The sequence below is a fragment of the Streptomyces sp. NPDC048057 genome (genome assembly GCF_040653095.1).
Lineage (GTDB): Bacteria > Actinomycetota > Actinomycetes > Streptomycetales > Streptomycetaceae > Streptomyces.
In genome coordinates this window covers 24872-48171 of record NZ_JBEZNF010000003.1, presented here as the reverse complement: position 1 = coordinate 48171, position 23300 = coordinate 24872, and the positions used below count along the sequence as shown (strand labels likewise).

Annotated in this window: 23 protein-coding genes; 5 read left to right on the top strand and 18 right to left on the bottom strand. The window is 73.2% G+C overall.

Annotated elements, in window-relative coordinates; genetic code table 11:
* Positions 1 to 31: 31 nt before the first annotated feature.
* Both AB0E05_RS03855 and AB0E05_RS03850 read right to left on the bottom strand, forming a co-directional pair.
* Positions 32 to 1222 carry an acyl-CoA dehydrogenase family protein gene (locus AB0E05_RS03855; protein ID WP_361958292.1) on the bottom strand — a complete coding sequence of 397 codons (1191 nt, stop codon included), beginning with the start codon at positions 1220 to 1222 and terminating at the stop codon, positions 32 to 34.
* A gap of 227 nt (positions 1223 to 1449) precedes the next feature.
* Positions 1450 to 3105, bottom strand: coding sequence for an MFS transporter (locus AB0E05_RS03850; protein ID WP_361958289.1), 1656 nt, complete (start codon positions 3103 to 3105; stop codon positions 1450 to 1452).
* A gap of 472 nt (positions 3106 to 3577) precedes the next feature.
* On the opposite strand from AB0E05_RS03850, the gene AB0E05_RS03845 reads away from it, so the two are divergent.
* Complete coding sequence (locus tag AB0E05_RS03845; protein ID WP_361958286.1) at positions 3578 to 4600, top strand: phosphatase PAP2 family protein; 1023 nt, start codon at positions 3578 to 3580, stop codon at positions 4598 to 4600.
* 91 nt (positions 4601 to 4691) lie between these two features.
* On the opposite strand, the gene AB0E05_RS03840 is transcribed toward AB0E05_RS03845, so the two are convergent.
* From AB0E05_RS03840 to AB0E05_RS03825, 4 genes are all read right to left on the bottom strand, one after another.
* Positions 4692 to 4907, bottom strand: coding sequence for an I78 family peptidase inhibitor (locus AB0E05_RS03840; RefSeq protein WP_361958283.1), 216 nt, complete (start codon positions 4905 to 4907; stop codon positions 4692 to 4694).
* Between the two features lie 325 nt (positions 4908 to 5232).
* The gene (locus AB0E05_RS03835) at positions 5233 to 6189 is read right to left on the bottom strand and encodes a YafY family protein (protein WP_361958280.1); all 957 of its coding nucleotides are present in this window, start codon (positions 6187 to 6189) and stop codon (positions 5233 to 5235) included.
* Between the two features lie 73 nt (positions 6190 to 6262).
* A complete protein-coding gene (locus AB0E05_RS03830; RefSeq protein WP_361958277.1) occupies positions 6263 to 7546 on the bottom strand; it encodes a glycosyltransferase family 4 protein in 1284 nt (427 codons plus the stop codon).
* Between the two features lie 156 nt (positions 7547 to 7702).
* On the bottom strand, positions 7703 to 8419 hold the full coding sequence (locus AB0E05_RS03825; protein WP_361958274.1) for a transglycosylase family protein: 717 nt from the start codon (positions 8417 to 8419) through the stop codon (positions 7703 to 7705).
* Positions 8420 to 8987: 568 nt separating this feature from the next.
* Here AB0E05_RS03825 and AB0E05_RS03820 point away from each other — a divergent pair.
* Together AB0E05_RS03820 and AB0E05_RS03815 are read left to right on the top strand one after the other, a co-directional pair.
* Complete coding sequence (locus AB0E05_RS03820; RefSeq protein ID WP_361958271.1) at positions 8988 to 9776, top strand: hypothetical protein; 789 nt, start codon at positions 8988 to 8990, stop codon at positions 9774 to 9776.
* A gap of 116 nt (positions 9777 to 9892) precedes the next feature.
* Positions 9893 to 10195: a hypothetical protein gene (locus AB0E05_RS03815; RefSeq protein ID WP_361958268.1), complete on the top strand. Its 303-nt coding sequence runs from the start codon at positions 9893 to 9895 to the stop codon at positions 10193 to 10195.
* Between the two features lie 76 nt (positions 10196 to 10271).
* Here the strand turns inward: AB0E05_RS03815 and der are convergent, their stop codons facing one another.
* The 4 genes from der to AB0E05_RS03795 all read right to left on the bottom strand — a co-directional run bounded on the left by der (position 10272) and on the right by AB0E05_RS03795 (position 14395).
* Entirely contained in the window at positions 10272 to 11720 is a 1449-nt protein-coding gene (gene der / locus AB0E05_RS03810) for a ribosome biogenesis GTPase Der (RefSeq protein ID WP_361958265.1), read from the bottom strand.
* 55 nt (positions 11721 to 11775) lie between these two features.
* On the bottom strand, positions 11776 to 12369 hold the full coding sequence (locus AB0E05_RS03805; RefSeq protein WP_361959054.1) for a lysophospholipid acyltransferase family protein: 594 nt from the start codon (positions 12367 to 12369) through the stop codon (positions 11776 to 11778).
* Between the two features lie 101 nt (positions 12370 to 12470).
* Positions 12471 to 13160, bottom strand: a complete 690-nt coding sequence (cmk, locus tag AB0E05_RS03800; RefSeq protein WP_361958262.1) for a (d)CMP kinase — start codon at positions 13158 to 13160, stop codon at positions 12471 to 12473.
* A gap of 149 nt (positions 13161 to 13309) precedes the next feature.
* The gene (locus AB0E05_RS03795) at positions 13310 to 14395 is read right to left on the bottom strand and encodes a prephenate dehydrogenase (protein WP_361958259.1); all 1086 of its coding nucleotides are present in this window, start codon (positions 14393 to 14395) and stop codon (positions 13310 to 13312) included.
* 214 nt (positions 14396 to 14609) lie between these two features.
* Between AB0E05_RS03795 and AB0E05_RS03790 the strand changes: the two genes are divergently transcribed.
* Positions 14610 to 15047 (top strand): Rieske (2Fe-2S) protein, encoded by a 438-nt coding sequence (locus tag AB0E05_RS03790; protein ID WP_361958256.1) that lies wholly within the window; start codon positions 14610 to 14612, stop codon positions 15045 to 15047.
* A gap of 29 nt (positions 15048 to 15076) precedes the next feature.
* Complete coding sequence (locus AB0E05_RS03785; RefSeq protein ID WP_361958253.1) at positions 15077 to 15772, top strand: nucleotidyltransferase domain-containing protein; 696 nt, start codon at positions 15077 to 15079, stop codon at positions 15770 to 15772.
* Positions 15773 to 16123: 351 nt separating this feature from the next.
* Here the strand turns inward: AB0E05_RS03785 and AB0E05_RS03780 are convergent, their stop codons facing one another.
* From AB0E05_RS03780 to AB0E05_RS03745, 8 genes are all read right to left on the bottom strand, one after another.
* Complete coding sequence (locus AB0E05_RS03780) at positions 16124 to 17158, bottom strand: ADP-ribosylglycohydrolase family protein (RefSeq protein WP_361958250.1); 1035 nt, start codon at positions 17156 to 17158, stop codon at positions 16124 to 16126.
* Positions 17155 to 17928, bottom strand: coding sequence for an NUDIX domain-containing protein (locus AB0E05_RS03775; RefSeq protein ID WP_361958247.1), 774 nt, complete (start codon positions 17926 to 17928; stop codon positions 17155 to 17157). Before AB0E05_RS03775 ends, AB0E05_RS03780 begins: the two co-directional genes overlap by 4 nt.
* Before the next feature lie 96 nt (positions 17929 to 18024).
* Positions 18025 to 18675, bottom strand: coding sequence for a nicotinamide riboside transporter PnuC (gene pnuC, locus AB0E05_RS03770; RefSeq protein ID WP_361958244.1), 651 nt, complete (start codon positions 18673 to 18675; stop codon positions 18025 to 18027).
* Positions 18676 to 18828: 153 nt separating this feature from the next.
* Entirely contained in the window at positions 18829 to 19962 is a 1134-nt protein-coding gene (locus AB0E05_RS03765) for a pseudouridine synthase (RefSeq protein ID WP_361958241.1), read from the bottom strand.
* A complete protein-coding gene (gene scpB / locus AB0E05_RS03760; RefSeq protein ID WP_361958238.1) occupies positions 19962 to 20597 on the bottom strand; it encodes an SMC-Scp complex subunit ScpB in 636 nt (211 codons plus the stop codon). The genes AB0E05_RS03765 and scpB overlap by 1 nt, the downstream gene beginning before the upstream one ends.
* Positions 20594 to 21619, bottom strand: coding sequence for a segregation/condensation protein A (locus AB0E05_RS03755; RefSeq protein ID WP_361958235.1), 1026 nt, complete (start codon positions 21617 to 21619; stop codon positions 20594 to 20596). Before AB0E05_RS03755 ends, scpB begins: the two co-directional genes overlap by 4 nt.
* A 44-nt stretch (positions 21620 to 21663) precedes the next feature.
* Entirely contained in the window at positions 21664 to 22242 is a 579-nt protein-coding gene (locus tag AB0E05_RS03750; RefSeq protein WP_361958232.1) for a hypothetical protein, read from the bottom strand.
* Positions 22227 to 23270 (bottom strand): ParA family protein, encoded by a 1044-nt coding sequence (locus tag AB0E05_RS03745; protein ID WP_361535910.1) that lies wholly within the window; start codon positions 23268 to 23270, stop codon positions 22227 to 22229. The genes AB0E05_RS03750 and AB0E05_RS03745 overlap by 16 nt, the downstream gene beginning before the upstream one ends.
* Positions 23271 to 23300: the final 30 nt, after the last annotated feature.

Here is a 23300-nt window from a genome sequence, read left to right as displayed (position 1 = left end):
AGGGCCGGAGTCCCCCCGTCGCGCCGCCCGGTCACCGGAAGGCGTCCAGGCCGGTGAGCGCCTTGCCGAGGACGAGCTGGTGCATCTCCACGGTGCCCTCGTAGGTGAGCACCGACTCCAGGTTGGTCGCGTGCCGCATCACCGGATACTCGAGCGAGATCCCGTTGGCGCCCAGGACGGTGCGGGCCGTGCGGCAGATCTCGATGGCCTCGCGCACGTTGTTGAGCTTCCCGAAGCTGACCTGCTCCGGACGGAGCGTCCCGGCGTCCATCCGCCGGCCGAGGTGGTGTGCGAGCAGGACGCCCTTGTGCAACTCCACCGCCATGTCGGCGAGCTTGGCCTGGGTGAGCTGGAAGCCGCCGATGGGCCGGTCGAACTGCACCCGGGTGCGGGCGTACTCCAGTGCCGTGGCGAAGCAGGTCCGCGCCGCGCCCATCGCGCCCCAGACGATGCCGTAGCGCGCGTGGTTGAGGCAGCCCAGCGGCGCCCGTAGCCCGCGGGCGTCGGGGAGCGCGGCGTCGGCGGGCAACCGCACCTCGTCCAGGACGAGTTCGCTGGTCACGCTGGCCCGCAGCGACCACTTGTGCTTGATCTCGGGGGCGGCGAAGCCGGGGGTGTCGGTGGGGACGACGAAGCCGCGGATCCCGTCGTCCGTACGGGCCCAGACGACGGCGACGCCGGCGACGGAGCCGTTGGTGATCCACGTCTTGCGCCCGGTGAGCACCCAGTCGGAGCCGTCGCGCCGGGCGCGGGTGCGCATGCCGGCGGGGTCGGAGCCGTGGTCCGGCTCGGTCAGCCCGAAGCAGCCGATGGTCCGGCCGGCCGCCATGTCCGGCAGCCAGCGCTCGCGCTGCTCGTCGGAGCCGTACCGGTGGATCGCGTACATGGCGAGCGAGCCCTGTACGGAGACGAGGGAGCGGATTCCGGAGTCGGCGGCCTCCAGTTCCAGACAGGCCAGTCCGTACTGGACCGCGCTGGCTCCGGCGCAGCCGTACCCCTCCAGGGACATGCCGAGGGCGCCGATGGAGCCGAGCTCCCGGGCGAGTTCCCGGATCTCGGGCAGTTCGCCCTGCTCGTACCAGTGCGCGACGTGCGGCAGCACGCGGTCGGCGGCCCAGGCACGCACGGTGTCGCGGACGGCGAGGTCCTCGGGGGTGAGCAGGTCGTCGATGCCGAGGGGGTCGTACGGGTCGAAGGGCGCGAGCTGATCGGGTGCGGACATGGCGGGGGCCTTTCGGACGCTCGTCTGCGGTGCGCTGTGCCCAGAAAACTAGCAGCGGTAGCCCTCACGACCGCGCGCACCCGTCCGCGCTGCCCCGCGATGCCGGTCCGTGGTCCCCCGCCCCCTCGGCGGGCGCGGTCGCGCCGTCATGGGTGTGCAGTAATGGCGTCTGACCGACGCTCCGCAGGGACGCGGCGGCGGCGTCCAAGGGCGCCGGGTGCCCGGTCCTAGGGGCGGGCGGCCACCTCGCGGTCCGCGCCCGTGGCGTCGCCCGGCTCACGGCTCGCCGGCACGGCCCGGCGGAGGCACCCCGCCTTGCGGGGCTCGTCGTGGACGGGCGCCACCGCCGCGCACTCCATGCCTCGCGGCAGCCGCAACGCGGCGAGCGCACCGAGCAGCAGCAGTCCCGCGCTCACCACCAGGGTGACGTGCAGGCCGTGCACGAAGGAGGTGCGGGCGGTGGAGCGCAGCAGCTCCCCCGCCGCGCCGCCGAGCCGGTCGGAGACCTGGTACGCCTCGCCCAGCGAGTGCGACGCGGCGGAACTCGCGGCCGGCGGCACCCCGACGAGCGAGCCGAAGGCAGGTGCGTACGCGGCGTTCATCACGCTGCCGAGCAGCGCGATCCCCATGCCGGCCCCGAGTTGGTACGAGGTCTCGCCGATCGCGGCGGCCCCGCCCGCCTGCTTCGCCGGTGCCTCGCTGAGCATCGACTCGTAGGAGGCGAAGAGGGTCGTCTGGAGGCCGAAGCCGAGGAGCACGAAGCCGGCGGTGAGCAGCAGCGGCCGGTCGTGCTGCCCCATCAGGGTCAGCAGCAGCACGGCGGCGGCGGTCAGCAGGAAGCCGCCGCAGACCATCCGGCGCGGCCCGATCCGGCGCAGGGTGTACGAGCCGGTGGCGCCCGCGGCCATCGCGGCGAAGGTCAGCGGCAGCAGCCGCAGCCCGGTCTCCACGGGGCTCAGCCCCAGGATGAGCTGGAGGTACTGGACGGCGATCAGCTGGAGGCCGACCAGTGCCAGCATGGCGAGGACGATGCAGCCGACCGAGGTGGAGAAGGTGGCGGCGGCGAACATCCGCACGTCCACCAGCGGATGGCGGCGACGGCGTTGCCGGTGCACGAACCCCGCCAGCAGTGCGCCACCGGCCAGCAGCGGCAGGGCGGTGCCGGCGTCGAGGATCCCGTGTCCCACGCCGAGCCGCTTCACCCCGAGGACGAGGCCGAGCACGCCGGCCGCGGCCATCAGCGCGCCCAGCACGTCCCAGGGGCCTTCGGCGCCGCTGCGGGACTCCGGCAGCAGCCAGCGGGCCACCGGCAGGAGCACGACCATCAGGGGGATGTTGATCAGGAAGACCGAGCCCCAGCGGAAGTTCTCGACGAGGAAGCCGCCGAGGAGCGGTCCGGTCGCGGCGCCGACGGCGGCGACCGCGGTCCAGATGCCGATGGCCATCGCCCGCTCGCGGCGGTCGGGGAAGACCGCGCGGAGGACGGAGAGCGTGGCGGGCATGATCATCGCGCCGCCGACGCCGAGCAGGGCGCGGGCCGCGATCAGCACCTCGGGCGTGGTGGCGAACGCGGCGAAGGCGGAGGCGACGCCGAAGAGGACGTACCCCATGAGCAGCACCCGGCGGCGCCCGACCCGGTCGCCGAGGGTGCCGAAGAGGATCAGCAGCGCGGCGCAGACCAGGGGGTAGGCGTCGACGATCCACAACAGCTCGACACCGCTCGGCCGCAGGTCCTCCGTGACGGCGGGCACCGCGACGTGCAGCACCGTGGCGTCCACGGCGACCAGCAGCAGACTCACGCACAGGACGACGAGGACGACCCAGCGGTGACCGCCGTCGCCGACGGAGCGCGGGCGGGCCGCCGTCGCGGTCGTCCCTGACATCCACAACCTCCAGTGACTCCCCCGTCCGCGGTGGATCCGGCCGGGGGAAACGGGGACGGGGACGGTCCCGTGCGGCGGTCCGACGTCGACGGACGAGTGAGCCGTCAGCGTACGCGAGTTCATCTGCACGGCGCGTGGCCCACCTCTCACGCCGTGGTGCGCCCGCATGTGGCGTACGCCACCCCCGCACCGTCAGGGACCGGCCACCGTTCACCGCGGGTCGGCCACGGGCGCCCGCCAGATGAGAAAAAATTCATACGGGGATGCGATGAACTGCAATTGGCCGCTCAGATCCCGCCGGGATAAGGGGCTTTCAGGGCGACCTCCCGGAGCATTACGACACCTGAGCTCCGGAATTTCCCGAATGGCCAGTCTTAAATTCCGCGTCAGGAGACATACTCCACATCACATCGTCATCACAAACCCGCTGGATCGGCCGGGTCGCACCCTCACTCGCTGTAACGTCGATTGGGTGCGTACCGACATCTTCGCCCGGTTGGACCGGGAGCCGGAACCGCCGAAGATAGAGATCCCGCGGATGAGCCGCACCCGTCTCGCCCTCTTCGGCGGGACGGCCGTGTTCTACGTCGCCATCGTCGTGGCCGTGCTGGCGTCGACGTGGCTGGTGCTCATCGACTGGAAGGTCATGCTGTTCCGGCCCTACCAGCAGTGGCCGCAACTGCACGCCTTCCTCGACTACTTCGTGGTCCTCGGCCAGCGGGGCCCCACCGCCGTGATGGTGGCGGCCTGGCTGGGCTGGCGCTCCTGGCGCCAGCACACCCTGCGCCCCCTGCTGGCGCTCGGCGTCGCGCTGCTGCTGCTCAATGTGACCGTCGGCAGCGTCAAGATCGGACTGGGCCGACTCGGCCCCCACTACGCGACGCAGATCGGCTCGTCCGAGATGTTCGCCGGCGGGGATATATTTCCCTCCGGCCACACCGCCAATGCGGTCGTCACCTGGGGAATCCTGGCTTATCTGGCCACCACCCCGACGACCCGCCGCTATCTGTCGGCGCTCTCGGCGACGGTCTCGCTCGGCGTCGGACTCACCACCGTCTACATCGGTACGCACTGGTTGAGCGATGTGCTCCTGGGCTGGGCCGCCGGCCTGCTGATCCTGCTGGCGCTGCCCTGGTGCGAGCCGCTGATCGGCCGCGCGGAGGCGTGGATCCTGGGCCAGCGCGACCGGTGGCTCGCGCGGCGCGCCCTCGTCCCCTCGCTGCCGGTGGCGGCGGGCGGCCCCCGGCCCGCGGTGGCGGCGCAGCGCACGGCCGCCGGCCAGGGCGGCGAGGACCAGCGGCGGGAGCCCGTGGTCAGCCTGGGCGCCACCCTGCCCGGACCGGCCGCCGCCCCGAGTGCCACCGCCGCGTCGTCCGGCACGGCGACGGCGCGGCGCGCCCAGGCCCGGACGCACCCGGTGCGCTCCGAGCGGGCGTCGGTGACCCCCTCGGGCAGCCACCGGCCGTCCGCGTCCCGGACGATGTCCGGCGGCTGAGCCCGCTCCCGTACCACCGCACGTCGAAGGGCCCCGCGCCGACCAGGCCGGGGCCCTTCCCCGTGCCCGGCGCACCGCGCACCGGTGGCGCTCAGCCGCGCCAGCAGCGCACCACGGTGTCGTGCTCGACCTCGAAGTTGATCCTGCCCCTGAGGTACTCCAGGGTGATGATCGCGCCCGGGGGCAGTGAGCGGACGGTGCTCCAGCCGTGTTGACGGGCCCGCCGTTCGGCGTCGTCGGCGCGCAGGCCGACGTACGCACCGGTGGCGTCGTCCGGCTCGGCGGAGGGGCTCGGTATGGGTGCCATGCCTCCCACGGTAGGTGGCAGCGGACGGTGACGGAAGCGGAGCGGGGGTCGCCCGCCGGTCGTTCCCGCGCCACCCACTCGTCACACTTCTGTCACAAGGCGGCGGGACACGTTCAGCCCAAACGACGTCACTCGTACGGGCACTTCCGCACCGCCCACACGGCATTTCCCGGCGGATGGACGATCATGGAGAATTCCGGCGGGGAATTGCTGGGGCCCTTCGCCGAACCCTCGCCGACGAATTGCCACAGCCGCCCCATTCACGGCTTCCTTACACAATCCCCCGCACTTTCCCACCAGGCCGCCGGAGCTTCTTCAGCCGGCGTCAGTCGACGGCGCGGGAGAGGCGGTCCCGCACCACCGCGATGTGGTCCTTCAACTCGTCCGGCTCGACGACGTCGAAGTCCACGCCCATCAGCAGGACGTGAACCACCATCACGTCCGGGTTGGTCGCCCCGGTGCGCAGCAGGCAGTGCTCGTCGTCGATCCGCTCCAGCACCCCGTCCGCCGGGGAGATCAGCTCGGCCGCCCGCTCGTAGGGCATGTGCAGCCGGATGACCGCCCGGGTGGTGTACGCCCGGGTGGAGATGCCCTGGGCGACGTACCGCGCCAGGTCCTCCGCGGGCGGGGTGCGCGGGGTGAAGCGCGGGCCGTGCGGGGGCGCGGGCACGATGCGGTCGGCCCTGAAGGTGCGCCAGTCGTCCCGATCGACGTCCCAGGCCACCAGGTACCAGCGGCGCTCGCTGCACACCAGCCGGTGGGGCTCGACGGTGCGGCGCGAGGAGGCGCCGTTGTGGTCCTCGTAGGCGAACCGCAGCCGCTCGCTGTCGCGGCAGGCGTTCGCCAACTCGGTGAGCACGGCGGCGTCGAGCCGGGTGCTGGGCTCGCGCAGCAGCGGCACGGTCACGGAGTTCAGCGCCCCCACCCGGCGCCGCAGCCGGCCCGGCAGCACCTGCTCCAGCTTGGCCAGCGCGCGTACGGAACTCTCGCCGATGCCCTCGATGCCGTTGCCGGCGGCCGTGCGCAGCCCGACGGCGACGGCCACCGCCTCGTCGTCGTCGAGCAGCAGCGGCGGGAGTTCGGCGCCGGCGCCGAGGCGGTAGCCGCCGCCGGTGCCGGGGCTGGCGTTGACCGGATAGCCCAGCTCCCGCAGCCGGTCCACGTCCCGGCGCACCGTGCGCGCGGTGACGCCGAGTTGCCGGGCCAGCTCGGCGCCGGACCATTCACGGCGTGCCTGGAGCAGCGAGAGCAGGCGCAACAGTCGAGCGGAGGTCTCCAACATGGTCCGCAGTCTGCCAAGCCCCGCCGCACGACGCCGGCGGGGCCCTGCGTGCCGGGGCCCTACGCCCGGTGCCTCACGCCTTGCGCAGTCGGCGCAGGGTGGCGGCGGCCAGGTAGCGCAGGGCGTACGCGCTGCCGTACGCCGTGCCGCGGCAGCGCAGTGCCAGATCGCGCGCCGCACCGCGCGATCCCCGGGCCCGGGCCCGCTCGACCAGCTCGGTGAAGATCTCTTCATGGCGTTCGGCGATCCGCGCCGGGTCGAAGCGCATCGACGCGGCGAGCGCCGCGGCCCCGGTGCGCCGCCGCAGGTCGTCGTCCTCGATCAGCTCCAGCAGCGCGTCGGCGACGGCGTCCGCGTCGCCGACCGGCACCAGCCGTCCGTCCACGCCGTCCGCGATGATCTCCCGCGGCCCGTGCGGGCAGTCGGTGGCGACCACCGGCAGCCCGCAGCGCATCGCCTCCACGATGGTCATCCCGAAGGACTCCTTGCTGGAGGTGACCGCTGCGATGGAGCCCTTGACCCACTCCGGCTCCAGCGGGTTGGCGTTGCCCATCAGGGACACGTGGCCCTTGAGGTCCCGCTCCTCGATCAGCGCGGTCAGCGCGTCCCGCTCGTTGCCGGTGGCGTCCCCGCTGCCGTAGATCCGCAGGGACCAGTCCGGGCGGGCGGCGACGACCTTGGCGAACGCCTCGACGAGCAGGTCGTAGCGCTTGACCCGGGTCAGCCGGCCCGCCGCGACGACGACCTTGCCACTGCCGTCGGCGGGGGTGACGGTCGGTTCCGGCACGCTGTTCGGGACGGCGTCGACGCGTACGCCCGGCAGGTTCAGCCGGGTGCGGTAGGCGCGGGCGTCCGCTTCGGTGACGGTGGTGACCGCGTCCAGGAGCCCGTAGCGGAAGCCGAGTTCCCGGCGGAGCCGGTAGCTGTGGCCGTCCAGGGTGAGGTGTTCCTGGCCGATGCGGACCGGGCCGCGGCGGGTCTGGCGGGCGATGTGGACGTTGAGCCCGGGTCGGGTGCCGACGACGACGTCCGCGTCCACGGAGCGCAGGTACGCCCCGATGCGGTCGTCGGTGAGTCGGCTGTACTGCTTGTGCCGGCCGTCGCCGCGCGGGAAGACCCGGGCGGGCCTGCGGTAGTCCGGCAGGTCGCCCGCGTAGTCCGGGCTCCCCCGGCGCAGGTCGACGAGCTCGCGCATGGTGACGCCGTTCGGCGCCCCCATCAGGGGCTCGTCGCGGTGCCGGAAGACGGAGACGATCTCCACGTCGTGCCGTTCCGCGAGGGCCTGGGCGAGATTGAAGGTCGTGCGGATCGTGCCGCCGATGCCGTATGCGTTGTGCAGCAGGAAGGAAATGCGCATGCGCTGCCGCGCCCCCTGTTCAGATGTGGTCGAACAGGACTCTACTGCGCCCGCGGTCTCCCGCGGACCGGACGGGGGGCGCGGGCGGGCGCAGCCCCGCCCGGGGAACGGCGGGCGGGGCTGCGGCGTGGGGGGTGGTGCGGTGCTGCCCTGGCCTCAGAGGGCGAGGCGCTGGCCGGGCAGGATGAGGTTCGGGTCGGCGCCGACGACCAAGCTGTTGGCCCGGTGGAGGTCGCGCCAGTCCTTGCCGTGGGCGGCGGCGATGCCGCTGAGGGTGTCGCCCTGGCGGACGGTGTACGTGCCTGCGCGCGCGACGGCACGGCCGGTGTGGGCCTCGGTGCGTCGCGGGGGCTCGCTCGTGCGCTGTCCGGTGTACGGCTGCGTCTTGTTCGGCTTGCTCGGCTTGCCGGTCTTGCTCGTGGCCTTCGGCGCCTTGTACGGCTTCGCGGCCTTCGCGGGCTTCACGACCGGCGCGGACGCGGGGGCGCTGCCGTAGGCGCCGGCCTTGCGGGAACAGGTGGGCCAGGCGCCCCAGCCCTGAACGCGCTGGACCTTGGTGGCGATCGCGATCTGCTGGGACTTGCTGGCCTTGTCGGCGCTGCGGGCGTAGGCGCCGCCGCCGAAGCCCTTCCAGGTGGAGGCGGAGAACTGGAGTCCGCCGTAGTAGCCGTTGCCGGTGTTGATGTGCCAGTTTCCGCCGCTTTCGCACTGGGCGATGCGGTCCCACACCCCGTTGTCGGCCGCCCTGGCCTCGCCGGCCGTGGTGGCGACGAGGGCGAGCGGTGCGACGAGGGCGGCGCCGACCAGGGCCGCCGGGTAGCGCCCGCGGGTGGCGGACGAGTGGGTGCGGGAGGGACGGGAATGAGCGGACATCACAGACCTCTCGAAGGACCCGGGGTCTCCCTCACGGCCCGGACGACGACGCTTCCGGCGTCGCCGACCCGTACCGCCCGACCCGCCGGGGAGGTGTCCGCCACGACGGCGTTCGCCGGCGGTGCGGACACGGGTGGTGCACGGGCCGTACTGGCGGTACGGCGCCTGGGCGGGTCGACCCGGGACGGTGCTCTCTGCACCCGGCGGAGGAATGTACGGAGTCCGCGGCCCGCAGCTCAACCAATTCCTCGTTTTCGCAGGCCAGTTGGGCGTTACCAGAGGTAACTTGACAGCCTTTCAGCGATCTTGGCGCCCCGTTGACACCCTTAAGTGGGGATATCCCGGACAGTCGATCGAGGTCAAACGTGAGGTGGTTCACCCCGTCAGGACCCTTGCGTCCACCACGAGTTGACCTGGAGTGATCGATTCCGCCAGCGATGTCACCGTCCGCACCGGACGGCTTGATTCCGCACTCCCGGGCGCGTGACTCCCACCACAGATCACCCGTTGAACCCTTTATGAGCCGGGAACCGCCCGGCGCACCCGAACAAGTCCCGAGGAGCCACCCGTGCCCCCCATGCTCGACGTCAGCGAGGACGTCCGCGCCGAGATCGGCGACGAAGAAGCCGATCGGCTGCTCGCCGGCGACTCCGCCCCGGGCAGCTACGACTGCACCTCCTGCCGCACCCCGGGCGACCCCGAGCAGGAGCGCACCAGCACCGTGCTGTTCGTCGGCGAGGAGACCGCCGTACTCGCCTTCGCGCACGCCAGCTGCATCCCGTCCCAGGTCGTCCAGCTCGCCGAGGACCAGCTCCAGGGCGCCGTGCGGTCCATCACCGGCGCGCCCCGGGCCGCCGCCCCGGCGGTGGACCCCGCGCCCCTCGACGCCGCGCCGAACCAGGCGGTCCTCGGCGTCACCAGCGGGCTGATCCTGGTCAACGGCGATCTGCACCCCGCGCTGGTGGTGGAGCCCACCGCCCCCATCGCCCGCCCCGGCACGACCGGTGGCGACGGCGACGACTTCCTGCCGCTGCTGATGGAACAGGGCTTCGCCCCGATCCACGACGTCAACGGGCTGCCCGCCCCCCTCCAGGGCTGGTCCGTGCTGCTCGCCATGGGCAAGCTGCACGCCATCCTCCAGGCCGGTGGCGTCGCCTGGTGGCAGGCCCACCAGGCGCTCCAGGTCACGGAGGGCTGGCGGACCGCGGCGAACAAGTCGAAGACGGTGCTGGTGTTCGCGGCCCCCGTGGGCGCCATCGGCCAGCAGCCGCGCGAGGACCTGCTGCGCGACGCGCTGGAGAAGGCGGCGGCCCGGGGCCTGCTGGTCGCCGCCGCGATGCCGCTCGCCGGCACCTGAGCCCGTCGGGGCGCCCGTTGTGTGCCTGGTGCGCCAGATGTGCCATGTACACCCGTTCGGACAGGAATGCAACGGGTTGTGAGTGACGGGCCGGGGTCGTGGGTCGTTGCAGGAGTGTGCAGACTTACGATCCCATCCGCCAGCCGTACCCGAGCCACATCCCCGCGATGCGCCCCACGCACGAGGGATCGGCAGGTCAATCGCTGACCCCCATCTTCGACGCGCTCTACTTGGAGTACCGGCGGTCGTTCCGGGCCCTGCCCGGGGACCGGACCGGCGAGGAGCACCTCGTCTTCCACGGCTTCGCCGGCCACCCGGGCAACCGTCTCGCCGTCCACCCGCCGTACGGGGCGACGGCCTGGCAGCCGTACCCGGTCCGCCAGCACCCGGCGCTGCCACCGGCACCCGGAGGGCGCTGAGGGCGGCACCGCAGCACTGAGGGCGCCGTCCGGGAAGTACCCGGGCAGCGCCCTCGTCCGTGTGCCCGCGCGGGGGCTACTTCTTGCGGCCGCGCTTCTCGCGCACCCGCACCGAGATGTGCAGCGGAGTGCCCTCGAAGCCGAACTCCTCGCGCAGCCGGCGCTCCACGAAGCGGCGGTAGCCGTGCTCCAGGAAGCCGGAGGCGAAGAGGACGAAGCGCGGCGGCTTGGTGCCCGCCTGCGTCCCGAAGAGGATCCTGGGCTGCTTGCCGCCGCGGATCGGGTGCGGGTGGGAGGCCACGATCTCGCCGAGGAAGGCGTTCAGCCGGCCGGTGGGGACGCGGGTCTCCCACCCGGCGAGCGCGGTCTCGATCGCCGGGACCAGCTTCTCCATGTGGCGGCCGGTGCGGGCGGAGACGTTCACCCGGGGCGCCCAGGCGATCTGCGCCAGCTCCGTCTCGATCTCCCGCTCCAGGTAGTAGCGACGCTCCTCGTCGAGGGTGTCCCACTTGTTGTACGCGATCACCATCGCGCGGCCCGCCTCGACGGCCATGGTGATGATCCGCTGGTCCTGGACGCTGATGGTCTCGCTGGCGTCGATCAGGACGACCGCGACCTCCGCCTTCTCGACGGCGGCGGCGGTGCGCAGCGAGGCGTAGTAGTCCGCGCCCTCCTGGAGGTGGACCCGGCGGCGGATGCCGGCCGTGTCGACGAACTTCCAGGTCACACCGCCCAGCTCGATCAGCTCGTCGACGGGGTCGCGGGTGGTGCCGGCGAGTTCGTCGACGACGACGCGCTCTTCGTTGGCGACCTTGTTCAGCAGGGACGACTTGCCGACGTTCGGGCGGCCGATCAGGGCGATGCGGCGGGGGCCGCCGACCGCGCTGCCGAAGGTCTGGGCGGGGGCGTCGGGCAGCGCTTCGAGGACGGCGTCGAGCATGTCGCCGGTGCCGCGGCCGTGCAGCGCGGAGACCGGGTGGGGCTCGCCGAGGCCCAGCGCCCACAGCGCCGTGGCGTCCGACTCGCCGCTGGGGCCGTCGACCTTGTTGGCGCAGAGGACCACCGGCTTGCCGGCCCGACGCAGCAGCTTGACGACCGCCTCGTCGGTGTCGGTCGCGCCGACGGCGGCGTCCACGACGAAGACCACCGCGTCCGCGGCCTCGATGGCGTACTCGGCCTGGGCGGCGACGGAGGCGTCGATGCCGAGGACGTCCTGCTCCCAGCCGCCGGTGTCGACGACCTTGAAGCGGCGCCCGGCCCATTCGGCCTCGTAGGTGACGCGGTCGCGGGTGACGCCCGGCCGGTCCTCGACGACGGCCTCGCGGCGGCCGATGATGCGGTTCACCAAGGTCGACTTGCCGACGTTGGGCCGGCCGACGACGGCGAGGACGGGCAGCGGGCCGTGACCGGCCTCGTCGATGGCGTCCTCCACCTCCTCGGCGTCGAAGCCCTCCACCGCGGCGAGCTCCATGAACTCCGCGTACTCGGCGTCGCCGAGCGCTCCGTGGTCGTGCTGGTCGTTCATGAAGTCCGTTTCCTCGTGTCTGGCCGGATCACGTCGCGTGATCCGCTCTCAAGTCTTACCCGGCGCGGCCGGTCAGGCGCCTGGCGTTTTCCAGGTGGGCGGTCAGCCGGTCCTGGATGCGCACGGTGGCCTCGTCCAGCGCCGTGCGCGTACGGCGGCCGGATCCGTCGCCCGCCTCGAAGGCGTCGCCGAAGACGACGTCCACCCGGCCGCGCAGCGGGGGCAGTGCCGTGATCAACCGTCCTCGGCGCTCGGTGCTTCCCAGGACCGCCACGGGGACGACGGGGGCGCCGGAGCGGACGGCGAAGTACGCGAGCCCGGCGCGCAGCGCGGAGAAGTCGCCCTCGCCCCGGGTGCCCTCGGGGAAGATGCCGAGGACGCCACCGCGCTCCAGGATGCCGAGGGCGCCGGTGACGGCGGTGCGGTCGGTGCCGGACCGGTCGACCTCCAGCTGCCCGATGCCGCGCAGGAAGGGGCCGAGGGGGCCGACGAACGCCTCCTTCTTGATCAGGAAGTGCACCGGTCGGGGCGCCGTGCCCATGAGTATGGGGCCGTCGATCGCGTGCGAGTGGTTCACCGCGAGGATCACCGGGCCGGCGGACGGGACCCGCCAGGCGCCCAGCACCCGCGGGCTCCACAGGCCGTTCATCAGACCGATGCCGATGCCCCGGCCGACCGCCGCGCCGTGCGCGGAGGGCAGGTCTGCGGCCGACGAGTCCTTCGCGGGCTTCGGGGAGGTGGCGGACGCGGTCACCGAAGGGCCGCCCGGCGCTGCTCGACGAGTTCGGTGACCTCGGCCACGACCTGCGCCAGCGTGAGTTCGGTGGTGTCGACCTCCACCGCGTCGTCGGCCTTGGCGAGCGGGGACGTCTTGCGGCTGGAGTCGGCCGCGTCCCGCTTGATCAGGGCCTCGCGGGTGGCCGCCAGGTCGGCGCCGGCCAGCTCGGCGGTGCGGCGGACCGCCCGGGCCTCCGGGGAGGCGGTCAGGAAGACCTTCAGATGGGCGTCCGGCAGGACGGTGGTGCCGATGTCCCGGCCCTCGACGACGATGCCGGCTTCGGCCTCGGCGGCGATGGAGCGCTGGAGCGCGGTGATCCGGGAGCGCACCTCGGGGACCGCACTGACCGCGCTGACCTTCGCGGAGACCTCCGGGGTGCGGATGGGGGCGGAGACGTCCTCGCCGTCGACCGCGATCGTCGGGGCGGCCGGGTCGGTGCCGGAGACGATGGCGGGCTTGCCCGCGGCGGTGGCGATGGCAGCGGGGTCGGCGGTGTCGACGCCGTGCGCGATCATCCACCAGGTGATCGCCCGGTACTGCGCCCCGGTGTCCAGGTAGCGCAGTCCGAGGGCCGCTGCCACGGCCTTGGACGTGCTCGACTTGCCCGTGCCGGCGGGTCCGTCGATGGCAACGATCACGGCGGATTCCACGGTGTCGAACACCTTTCCTTCAGTGGTGGGAGGCGGGGTGCCCGTCGATGCGTTCGTGACGGGCCCGCCGATGGGCTCTTCGAAGGCCCCGAACAAGGTTACCGACTGCCGGGACGTGTGCGGGACCCGGTGAGCGGGGGCCGGTGCACGGGGGCCGGGTCCTACTGCCGGATCGACCAGCCCCGCTCGCGCAGGGCCCCGGTGAGCACCGGCGCAGCGGACGGCTCCACCATGAGCTGGACGAGGCCGGCCTGCTGGCCGGTGGCGTGCTCGATGCGCACGTCCTCCACGTTCACGCCCGCCCGCTCGGCGTCCCCGAAGATCCGCGCCAGCTCGCCGGGGCGGTCGCCGATGAGCACCGCGACGACCTCGTACGCGGTCGGTCCCGCGCCGTGCTTGCCGGGCACCCGGGCGCGGCCCGCGTTGCCGCGCCGCAGCACGTCCTCGATGCCCGTGACGCCGTGCCGGCGCTCGTCCGCGTCGGCGGACTGGAGCGCCCGCAGCGCCCGTACGGTCTCGTCGAGGTCGGCGGCGAGCCCGGCGAGGACGTCGGCGACCGGGCCGGGGTTGGCGGAGAGGATGTCCACCCACATCCGGGGGTCGGAGGCGGCGATCCGCGTCACGTCCCGGATCCCCTGCCCGCACAGCCGCACGGCGGTCTCGTCCGCCTCCCGCAGCCGGGCCGCGACCATCGAGGAGACCAGCTGGGGGGTGTGGGAGACGAGCGCGACGGCGCGGTCGTGGGAGTCGGCGTCCATGACGACGGGGACGGCGCGGCAGAGCGCGACCAGCTCCAGTGCGAGGTTCAGCACCTCGGTGTCGGTGTCCCGGGTGGGGGTGAGCACCCAGGGCCGCCCCTCGAAGAGGTCGGCGGTCGCGGCGAGCGGTCCGGAGCGCTCCTTGCCGGACATGGGGTGCGTGCCGATGTACGCCGACAGGTCGACGTCCGCCGCCTCCAGCTCGCGCCGGGGCACGCCCTTGACGCTGGCGACGTCGAGGTAGCCGCGGGCGAGCCCGGCCCGCATGGCGTCGATCAGCGCGGACGCCACGTGCGCGGGCGGCACGGCGACGATCGCCAGGTCCACCGGCCCCTCGGGCGGCTCCTCGGTGCCGGCGCCGAGCGCGGCGGCGGTGCGGACCCGCTCGGGGTCGTGGTCGACCAGGTGCACGGCGATGCCGCGGCCGGCGAGGGCGAGCGCGGCGGAGGTCCCGATCAGGCCGGTTCCGATGACGAGGGCGGTTCTCACTGGGCGGTGTCCTTGCGCGGGGCGGGGGCTCGCGGCGCGGCGGCGCCGGGGTGGTGGTGAGGGTCAGGGTATGCGCTGGGCGGGCGGCGCGGCGGGCCGTCGCTGGCCCGTCGGAGGGGGCGCGCCCCGCCGAGCGCGTTCCTGCGGGCAGCGGGCGGGCGGCCGGTGGGAGGATGCGCGCCCCGCAGGTGGGCGCGAGTGAGGGAGTACGGCCATGGACGCGCGACGACGGACGGTCCTTGCGGTGGGGGTCACGGGTGCGGCGGGGTTGGCCGCCGGGTGCGGCGGGGGCGGCGGGGGCTCCGGCGAGCAGACCGCCACCCTCTCGCCCGGCAGCCCTTCGCCCGCGGCCACGGGGTCCGCCGGCCAGCAGTTGGCGATGAAGACGGACGTCCCGGTCGGCGGCGGCACGGTCTTCAAGGGCGAGAAGGTCGTGGTGGTGCAGCCGGCGGCCGGCGAGTTCAAGGCGTACTCCGCCGTCTGCACCCATGAGGGGTGCCTGGTCGACAAGGTGGCGAACGGCACGATCGACTGTCCGTGCCACGGCAGCGAGTTCCACGTCGCGGACGGCTCGGTGGCCCGCGGCCCGGCCGCCCGCCCCCTGCCGCCGCAGCAGATCACCGTCACCACCGACGCGATCCTGCTGGACTGACGCGGCGGCGGGGCACGTAGCGTGTCGCCATGCACTCCGGCCCGACCCCCGTGGACCTCGTACGCGACCACACCGTGTACTCCTGCGTCATGGGCTCGCGCGCCTTCGGGCTGGCGACCGAGGACAGCGACACGGACCGGCGCGGCGTCTTCCTCGCGCCCACCCCGCTCTTCTGGCGCTTCGAGAAGCCGCCGACGCACGTGGACGGACCGCTGCCCGAGCAGTTCTCCTGGGAGCTCGAACGGTTCTGCGAGCTGGCGCTGCGCGCCAATCCGACCGTTCTGGAGTGTCTGCACTCCCCGCTCGTCGAGCGGGTCGACGCCACCGGCCGCGAACTGCTCTCGCTGCGCGACGCGTTCCTGTCCCGGGACGTGCTGCGGACCTTCGTGCGGTACGCCGAGGGCCAGGCCAAGAAGCTCGCCGGGGACCGCCGAGCAGAGCGGGCGCCGCGCGGAAAGCCGGTGATGCACCTGCTGCGCCTGCTGCTGAGCTGCCGTGACCTGCTGCGTACGGGCGAACTCGTCCTCGACGTCGGCGACGACCGGGACGGGCTGCTCGCGGTCCGCCGCGGAGAGGTCCCCTGGGAGCGCGCCGAGACCTGGATGGCCCGGCTCGTCGAGGAGGCCACCGCGGCGGCCGAGCACAGCCCCCTCCCACCGGCCCCGGACCGCGCCCGGGTCGAGGACTTCCTCATCCGCACCCGCCGCGCCTCAGCGCGCCAGTAGGCCACGCTCCCCCGCGCCTCTGGCCGGAGCCGCCATAGCCCTGCGGCAACGTTGGCCTGTGCGGCCCGGTGGTGGGCTTGTCGCGCGGTTCCCCGCGCCCCCGACCCCGTCCGTCTGCGGCCGACGGTGGGTTTGCCGCGCAGTCCCGCCGTGCGGGACCCCAGCGCCATCTGTTTCGCTGCCCCGTCACCTGCGTGCGGAGGGCAGGGCGCTGAGGGGCGCGGGGAACTGCGCGACAAGCCCACCACCGGGTTGCGGACGCCATCGCCGCACACCCACCACGGCGCCGGCGCGCCTGCTGAGGCAGCGGCGCTGTCGAAAGGGCTCCGCCCGGTCCATCCGCGCCGCCGGTCAGGAGTCCCAGAGCGCCCCCAGGGACACCAGGTCGCTGCCGTACTCGATGGTGTCCGCCCAGTGGCGCGGCCAGGCGGAGGCGCCGAGGTGGGCGCCGGCGAAGGCCCCGGCGAGGGCGGCGATGGAGTCCGAGTCGCCGCGGGTGCAGGCGGCGCGGCGCAGGGCGGTGAGCGGGTCGGTGGGGAAGAGCAGGAAGCACTGGAGCGCGGTGGCCAGCGCCTCCTCGGCGATCCAGCCGTCGCCGGTGGTCAGGCAGGGGTCGTGCTCCGGGTTCGCGGTGGGCAGGGCGGTCGCGAGGCGGTCCAGCGCGTCCAGGCACTCCTCCCAGCCGCGGGCGATGAAGTCCTGGGGCGACGGGTCGTGGGAGCGGGTCCACAGGTCGCCGAGCCAGCGCTCCAGGTAGCGGTAGCGGTTCTCGTACGCGTACGAGCGCAGCACGCCGACCAGGCCGAGGGGTTCGGCGCCGCGAGCGAGCAGGTGGACGGCGCGGGCGGTGAGGTCGGCGGCGGCCAGCGCGGTGGGGTGGCCGTGGGTGAGCGCGGCCTGGAGCTGGGCCGCGCCGGCGCGCTGTTCGTCGCTGAGGCCCGGGACGAGGCCGACGGGGGCGACGCGCATGTTCGCCCCGCAGCCCTTGGAGCCGATGATGCTGGCCCGCTGCCAGGGCAGCCGGTCGTCTTCGAGGGCTTCGCAGGCGTCCAGGCAGGTGCGGCCGGGGGCACGGTTGTTCTGCGGGTCGCGGTACCAGGCGGTGAACTCGGCCCGCAGCGGGCCCACGAGCCGGTCGGGCGCGAGCGGGCCGCGGTCCGTGGCGGTGCGCACGGCGCGGCCGACGGCCAGCGTCATCTGGGTGTCGTCGGTGACGAACGCCGGCCGGGGCAGTCCCATGTCCCGCCAGGGGCCGCACTTGGCGAGGATCTGCGGGACGTCGTTGAACTCGGTCGGGAAGCCCAGGGCGTCGCCGAGGGCGAGCCCGATCAGCGCCCCGGTGGCGGCCTGTCGGGTGGTGGTGCGGGTGGTGTTCAGGGTGCTCATGTCTGCCGTCCTTCCGGGCGCAGAAGCGGTGGGTGCAGGGCGGACGCGGTGCCCGCCCGGTACAGCGCGGCCGGTTTGCCCCGGCCTCCGGTGCGTCGTGGCGGTCCGTCGACCGGCTCGACGAAGCCGGGGGTGGCGAGGACCTTCCGTCTGAAGTTGGGCCGGTCGAGGGCGACGCCCCAGACGGTCTCGTAGATCTGTTGCAGCTCGCCGAGGGTGAACTCCGGGGGGCAGAAGCTGGTGGCGAGGCAGGTGTACTCGAACTTGGCGCAGATGCGGTCGTGGGCGTCGGCGAGGATGCGGTCGTGGTCGAAGGCGAGCGCGGAGACGTCCGCGAGGGCCGTCCAGCGGGCCGCGGCGGCGTCCCCGCCGCCGCGGGGCTCGGGCAGGTCGGGCAGGAGGGCCGCGTACGCGACGGAGACGACGCGCATCCTCGGGTCGCGGTCCGGTTCGCTGTAGGTCTGGAGCTGTTCGAGGTGGAGGTCGCGGACGGTGCGCGGGGACAGGCCCGTCTCCTCGGCGAGTTCCCTGCGCGCCGCCGCGCCCGCGGACTCGTCGGGCCGTATGAAGCCGCCAGGCAGGGCCCAGGCGCCCCGGTACGGCGCTTCGCCGCGCTCGACGAGCAGCACGTTCAGCCGTGCCGCGCGGACGGTGAAGACGGCGAGGTCGACGGTGACCGCGAAGGGCGGGAAGGCGCGCGGGTCGTAGTCCGGCAGGTCGTCACGGGCCGGGGCCGACTGCGCGGCGGACGGGGAGGCGCGGCGGTGCATGCGTGGTGCTCCTGGAGTCGTACGGGACGGAAGGGGGCGGACGGGTGAGCGGATGGCCGGGCGGAGCCGGGTGGCCCCAGCGGCTCGGGTCCGGTGTCACGGAGTCGCCTCCGCGGGCCGGGAGCCCACGGCGAGGTCGCGCGACCAGTTCCGCAGCCCGATCACGCAGAGCGTCAGGAACCCGATGTAGAGCAGCGAGGTCAGATAGAGGTCCTTGTGCACGTACAGCGGTATGTAGATGAGGTCGGCGGCTATCCACAGCCACCACGCCTCCAACCGCTTGCGGCTCTGTCCGAAGGTCGCCAGCAGGGACAGCACCGCGGTGACCGCGTCCCAGAAGGGGACGGTGGAGTCGGTGGCGTGGTCCAGGAGCAGGGTGAGCCCCGTGGTGCCGAGCACGGTCGCGGCTGCCCACGCGATCCACTCGGTGCGGCCGGTGCGCCGCACCGGGAGCTTGTCCGTGCCGGGGCCGCCCCCGCGCAGCCAGGTCCACCAGCCGAAGCAGGCGAGGGAGATGCCGACGACCTGGATGCCGGCGTCCGCGTACAGCCCCGCCTGGCCGAAGAGCACGATGAAGAAGAGGCCGTTGGCGATGCTGACGGGCCAGTTGGCGATGTGTTGTCGGGTCGTGAGCCAGACGGTCAGGGCGCCGCTGCCGAAGCCCAGCACCTCGGTCCAGCTGACCGGGGTGTCAAGGAGCGTGAACAACGGCCGCTGCAAGAAGTCCAGGACTTCCGTGAAACTCACTCAGGCCCCCCTTAATAGTCACCATGACTATAAAGACCTGTGGTGTGCGGCACAAGACGAAAAGAAGACCCGCGGCGCCGGGCGCCGCGGGTCTTCGGTGTTCTGGGGCGTCCCCTGGTGCGCTGGTGACACCGGGGGCGTTCGAGCCCCGGCCTACAGGCCGACCTCCCCCATCAACATGCCGACCTCGGTGTTCGTCAGCCGACGCAGCCAGCCGGACTTCTGGTCGCCGAGCGCGATGGGGCCGAAGGCCGTGCGGACCAGCTTGTCCACCGGGAAGCCGGCCTCGGCGAGCATCCGGCGCACGATGTGCTTGCGCCCCTCGTGCAGGGTGACCTCGACGAGGTAGTTCTTCCCGGTGTTCTCCACGACCCGGAAGTGGTCGGCGCGGGCGTAGCCGTCCTCCAGCCGCACGCCGTCCTTCAGTCGCTTGCCCAGCTCGCGCGGGAGCGGGCCCTGGATCGCGGCGAGGTAGGTCTTCTTCACGCCGTACCGGGGGTGGGTGAGGCGGTGGGCGAGCTCACCGTGGTTGGTGAGCAGGATGATGCCCTCGGTCTCGGTGTCCAGCCGACCGACGTGGAACAGCCGCGTCTCGCGGTTGGTGACGTAGTCCCCCAGGCACTGGCGGCCGTCCGGGTCCTCCATGGTGGAGACGACGCCGGCCGGCTTGTTCAGGGCGAAGAAGAGGAACGACTGGGTGGCGACGGTCAGCCCGTCGACCTTGATCTCGTCCTTCTCCGGGTCGACCCGGAGCCCCTGCTCGGTGACGATCTCGCCGTTGACCTCCACCCGCGCCTGGTCGATCAGCTCTTCGCAGGCGCGCCGGGAGCCCATGCCGGCCCGGGCCAGCACCTTCTGCAGGCGCTCGCCCTCCTGCTCCGCGCCGGGGAACGTCTTGACCGTCTTGACCTGCGGCTTGTTCGCGTACCGCTCGCGGTTGCGCTCCTCGACGCGGGCGTCGTACTCACGGGAGCGTGCGGGGGCCGAGCGCCCGCCGCGGCCCGGCGTCGACTTCCCGGCGCCGCCCGTCTTCGGCGACTGCTTCGGCCCGCCCTTGGCGCCGCCGCGTGCGGCGGCGCCGCGGCCCTTCTTCGGACCGTCGCCGCCCGAGCCGGCCCCGCGGCCGGAAGCAGGGCCGGAACCGGAACCGCCGACGTCGTAGCGGCGCTCTTCGGGACGGGGCTTGCCCGCGCGCTTCTGCCTGTCGTCGCGGTTGTTGCCCGCGCCGCGGAAGTTCCCGCGCCCGCCGCTCTTACCGCCGCTGCTGTTCCTGCCGCTGCTTCGCATCAAGTTTCCGTCGTCTTCTCATCTGCGTCTGGGTCCGGAGCGTCCGGATCGAACGACGGGACGCCTTCCTGCGTCTCGGCCTCGATCGCCTCGGCCTCGGGGAGGAAGGGCGCCAGCTCCGGCAGCTCGTCCAGGCCCCGCAGGCCCATCCGCTCCAGGAAGTAGTTCGTCGTCCTGTACAGGATCGCACCTGTTTCGGGTTCCGCGCCCGCCTCCTCGACCAGACCCCGCTGGAGCAGGGTCCGCATCACGCCGTCGCAGTTCACCCCGCGCACGGCGGAGACCCGGGAACGGCTGACGGGCTGGCGGTACGCGACCACCGCCAGGGTCTCCAGCGCGGCCTGGGTGAGCCGGGCCTGCTGGCCGTCGAGGACGAAGCGCTCCACGGCTGCGGAGTGCTCGGGGCGGGTGTAGTAGCGCCAGCCGCCGGCGACCAGGCGCAGCTCGAAGCCGCGGCCCTGGACGGCGTACTCGTCGGCCAGCTCCCGCAGGGCGTCGGCGACGGCGCGGCGGGGCCGCTGGAGCACCTTCGCCAGGTGCTCCTCGGTGGCCGGCTCGTCGACGACCATCAGGACGGCCTCCAGGGCGGGCTTCAGCTCGCCCACGGGCTGCGCTGCCGGCTGGGGGGTGCTCACGCCGTGACCTCCGTCGTCGTCTCTCGCTCGGCGCGCGCCCCCGGCTTCGGAGGTACGGCTTCGGGGGGCCGGTCGAACTCGTCGGTGACGCTCGCCGTCCCGTCCCCGCCGGTCCACCGCACCAGCAGCTCCCCGAGCGCGGTCTCCTGCTCCAGCGCCACGGCCTTGTCCCGGTACAGCTCCAGCAGCGCCAGGAAGCGGGCCACCACGGTCAGGGTGTCCGGGGCGTCCCCGGTGAGTTCGCCGAAGGTCGCCCGGCCCCGCACGCGCAGCAGCGCCACCACGACCTGGGCCTGTTCCCGCACGCTGACCAGGGGCGCGTGGATGTGGTCCACGTACACCTGCGGCTTCGCCTTCGGCTGCATGGCCTTCACCGCGAGCTTCGCGAAGCCCTCGGCGCCGATGCTGATGACCACCTCGGGCAGCAGCTCTGCGTGGTGGTCCTCCAGGCCGACGGTGCGCGGGAAGCGGCGGCCCTCCGCGTCCAGCCGCCCCTCGAAGATGTCCGCGATCTGCTTGTACGCGCGGTACTGGAGCAGCCGGGCGAAGAGCAGGTCCCGGGCCTCCAGCAGCGCCAGGTCCGCCTCGTCCTCGACCTCGGCCGTGGGCAGCAACCGGGCGGCCTTGAGGTCCAGCAGGGTCGCCGCGACCACCAGGAACTCGGTGGTCTGGTCGAGGTCCCAGTCGTCGCCCATGGCCCTGATGTGCGCCATGAACTCGTCCGTGACCTGGGAGAGCGCGACCTCGGTCACGTCGAGCTTGTGCTTGGAGATCAGCTGGAGCAGCAGGTCGAAGGGGCCTTCGAAGTTCACCAGCCGCACGGTGAACGTGCCGTCCGGGGCGCCGGCCTCGGCCGCCTCGCCGCTCGGCTCCGATGGCACCGGCTCGAACTGCTCCGGATCCGACCGCCCCGGACCCGACTGTTCCGGTTCGCTCTCCGGCTGCCCGGGCTCCGGAGGCGTGCCCGGCCCCCGTCCCAGCGGACGGCGGGACGGGCGGTGCGACGGGTCGGGCGGGGGCATGGGCGGTCCAGGGGAAGCACGGCGGGGCAGCGCGCAGGCTACCCTCAGCGGCCCCGCAGACGGCGGACGAGGATGCTCGCGTCGCCGCGTTGTTCGAGGTCGGCCAGGACGACGGCGACGGCCTCGCGCACGATGCGCCCGCGGTCCACGGCGAGCCCGTGCTCACCGCGCAGCACCAGCCGGGCGTGCTCCAGGTCCATCAGTTCCTCGGCGGACACGTAGACCGTGATCTTCTCGTCGTGGCGCTCACGGCCGCTGGGCCGGCGGTTCGCACGGCCCCGGCCGCGCCGCCCGCCGGCGCCCGCAGGAGCCTCCTGGGCGCCCTGGGAGCGGCGGGCCTTGGTCGACGCCCCCGGAACCGACGTCGCGGGCTCCTCGCCCCTGCTACGGCCCTCTGTGGCGCCTTCCGCCTCCGCCGCGGCGTGCTCCTGGGATGAAGCGGGCGCGGAGCGCGGAGCGGGCTCGCCGTCGGCGCCGCGTTCGGTGGGGTCGCTCTCCCCCGCTGGCGCCGGCACCCGCGGCTCGCCGTTGGTCCCCCGCCGCGGCGAGGACGACTGGAGCGCCATCCCCCCGGTCGTACGGAACAGTTCGTCGGCTCCGGGCAGACTCACTCGGCGTGACACCGGGCGAGCACCTCCCTGGCGAGCTGGCGGTACGCGGCGGCGCCGACCGAGTTGGAGGCGTAGGTGGTGATCGGCTCGCCGGCGACCGTGGTCTCCGGGAAGCGGACCGTCCGTCCGATGACCGTGTGGTACACGTGGTCGTCGAACGCCTCGACCACCCGCGCCAGCACCTCGCGGCTGTGCACGGTGCGCGAGTCGTACATCGTGGCGAGGATGCCGTCCAGCTCCAGCTCGGGGTTGAGCCGCTCCTGGACCTTCTCGATCGTCTCGGTGAGCAGCGCCACGCCGCGCAGCGCGAAGAACTCGCACTCCAGCGGGACGATCACCTTGTGCGCCGCGGTCAGCGCGTTGACCGTGAGCAGGCCGAGCGAGGGCTGGCAGTCGATGACGATGTAGTCGTAGTCGGACATCAGCGGCTTCAACGCCCGCTGGAGCGTGGACTCGCGGGCGACCTCGCTCACCAACTGCACCTCGGCGGCCGAGAGGTCGATGTTGCTCGGCAGCAGGTCCATGTTGGGGACGGCGGTCTTCAGCAGCACCTCGTCCGCCGACATGCCCCGCTCCATGAGCAGGTTGTAGACGGTGAGGTCCAGTTCCATCGGGTTCACGCCGAGACCGACGGACAGGGCGCCCTGCGGATCGAAGTCGACGAGCAGGACGCGCCGTCCGTACTCGGCGAGCGCGGCGCCCAGGTTGATGGTCGACGTCGTCTTGCCGACGCCGCCCTTCTGGTTGCACATCGCGATGATCTTCGCGGGGCCGTGGTCGGTCAGGGGGCCCGGAATCGGAAAGTACGGCAGGGGTCGTCCTGTGGGGCCGATGCGCTCGCGGCGCTGGCGCGCAGCGTCGGGCGCGAGGGTGGCCGCGTATTCGGGATCGGGCTCGTATTCGGCGTCGGGGTCGTAGAAGTGCCCCTCGGGGAGTTCCTCGTAGGCGGCGAAGTGGGTGGACTCTCGGCCACTCTCGTTGCCGGCCGTGGCGTTCACGTGTAGGCCGTCCATCATCTTCATCGTGTGGGCTGTCGTCATGTGCGTGGTGGGCACGGCGTCCTGGCGCGT

What these genes read in the sequence shown, in the direction of transcription:
- AB0E05_RS03850 (WP_361958289.1), bottom strand. Translation starts at nt 3,105, where the DNA reads ATGTCAGGGACGACCGCGACGGCGGCCCGCCCGCGCTCCGTCGGCGAC.
- AB0E05_RS03775 (WP_361958247.1), bottom strand. Translation starts at nt 17,928, where the DNA reads ATGCACCGCCGCGCCTCCCCGTCCGCCGCGCAGTCGGCCCCGGCCCGT.
- AB0E05_RS03805 (WP_361959054.1), bottom strand. Translation starts at nt 12,369, where the DNA reads ATGAACGGCCTGTGGAGCCCGCGGGTGCTGGGCGCCTGGCGGGTCCCG.
- AB0E05_RS03780 (WP_361958250.1), bottom strand. Translation starts at nt 17,158, where the DNA reads ATGAGCACCCTGAACACCACCCGCACCACCACCCGACAGGCCGCCACC.
- AB0E05_RS03825 (WP_361958274.1), bottom strand. Translation starts at nt 8,419, where the DNA reads ATGTCCGCTCATTCCCGTCCCTCCCGCACCCACTCGTCCGCCACCCGC.
- AB0E05_RS03840 (WP_361958283.1), bottom strand. Translation starts at nt 4,907, where the DNA reads ATGGCACCCATACCGAGCCCCTCCGCCGAGCCGGACGACGCCACCGGT.
- AB0E05_RS03835 (WP_361958280.1), bottom strand. Translation starts at nt 6,189, where the DNA reads ATGTTGGAGACCTCCGCTCGACTGTTGCGCCTGCTCTCGCTGCTCCAG.
- AB0E05_RS03790 (WP_361958256.1), top strand. Translation starts at nt 14,610, where the DNA reads ATGGACGCGCGACGACGGACGGTCCTTGCGGTGGGGGTCACGGGTGCG.
- AB0E05_RS03765 (WP_361958241.1), bottom strand. Translation starts at nt 19,962, where the DNA reads ATGCGAAGCAGCGGCAGGAACAGCAGCGGCGGTAAGAGCGGCGGGCGC.
- AB0E05_RS03745 (WP_361535910.1), bottom strand. Translation starts at nt 23,270, where the DNA reads ATGACGACAGCCCACACGATGAAGATGATGGACGGCCTACACGTGAAC.
- AB0E05_RS03785 (WP_361958253.1), top strand. Translation starts at nt 15,077, where the DNA reads ATGCACTCCGGCCCGACCCCCGTGGACCTCGTACGCGACCACACCGTG.
- AB0E05_RS03855 (WP_361958292.1), bottom strand. Translation starts at nt 1,222, where the DNA reads ATGTCCGCACCCGATCAGCTCGCGCCCTTCGACCCGTACGACCCCCTC.
- der (WP_361958265.1), bottom strand. Translation starts at nt 11,720, where the DNA reads ATGAACGACCAGCACGACCACGGAGCGCTCGGCGACGCCGAGTACGCG.
- AB0E05_RS03830 (WP_361958277.1), bottom strand. Translation starts at nt 7,546, where the DNA reads ATGCGCATTTCCTTCCTGCTGCACAACGCATACGGCATCGGCGGCACG.
- AB0E05_RS03755 (WP_361958235.1), bottom strand. Translation starts at nt 21,619, where the DNA reads ATGCCCCCGCCCGACCCGTCGCACCGCCCGTCCCGCCGTCCGCTGGGA.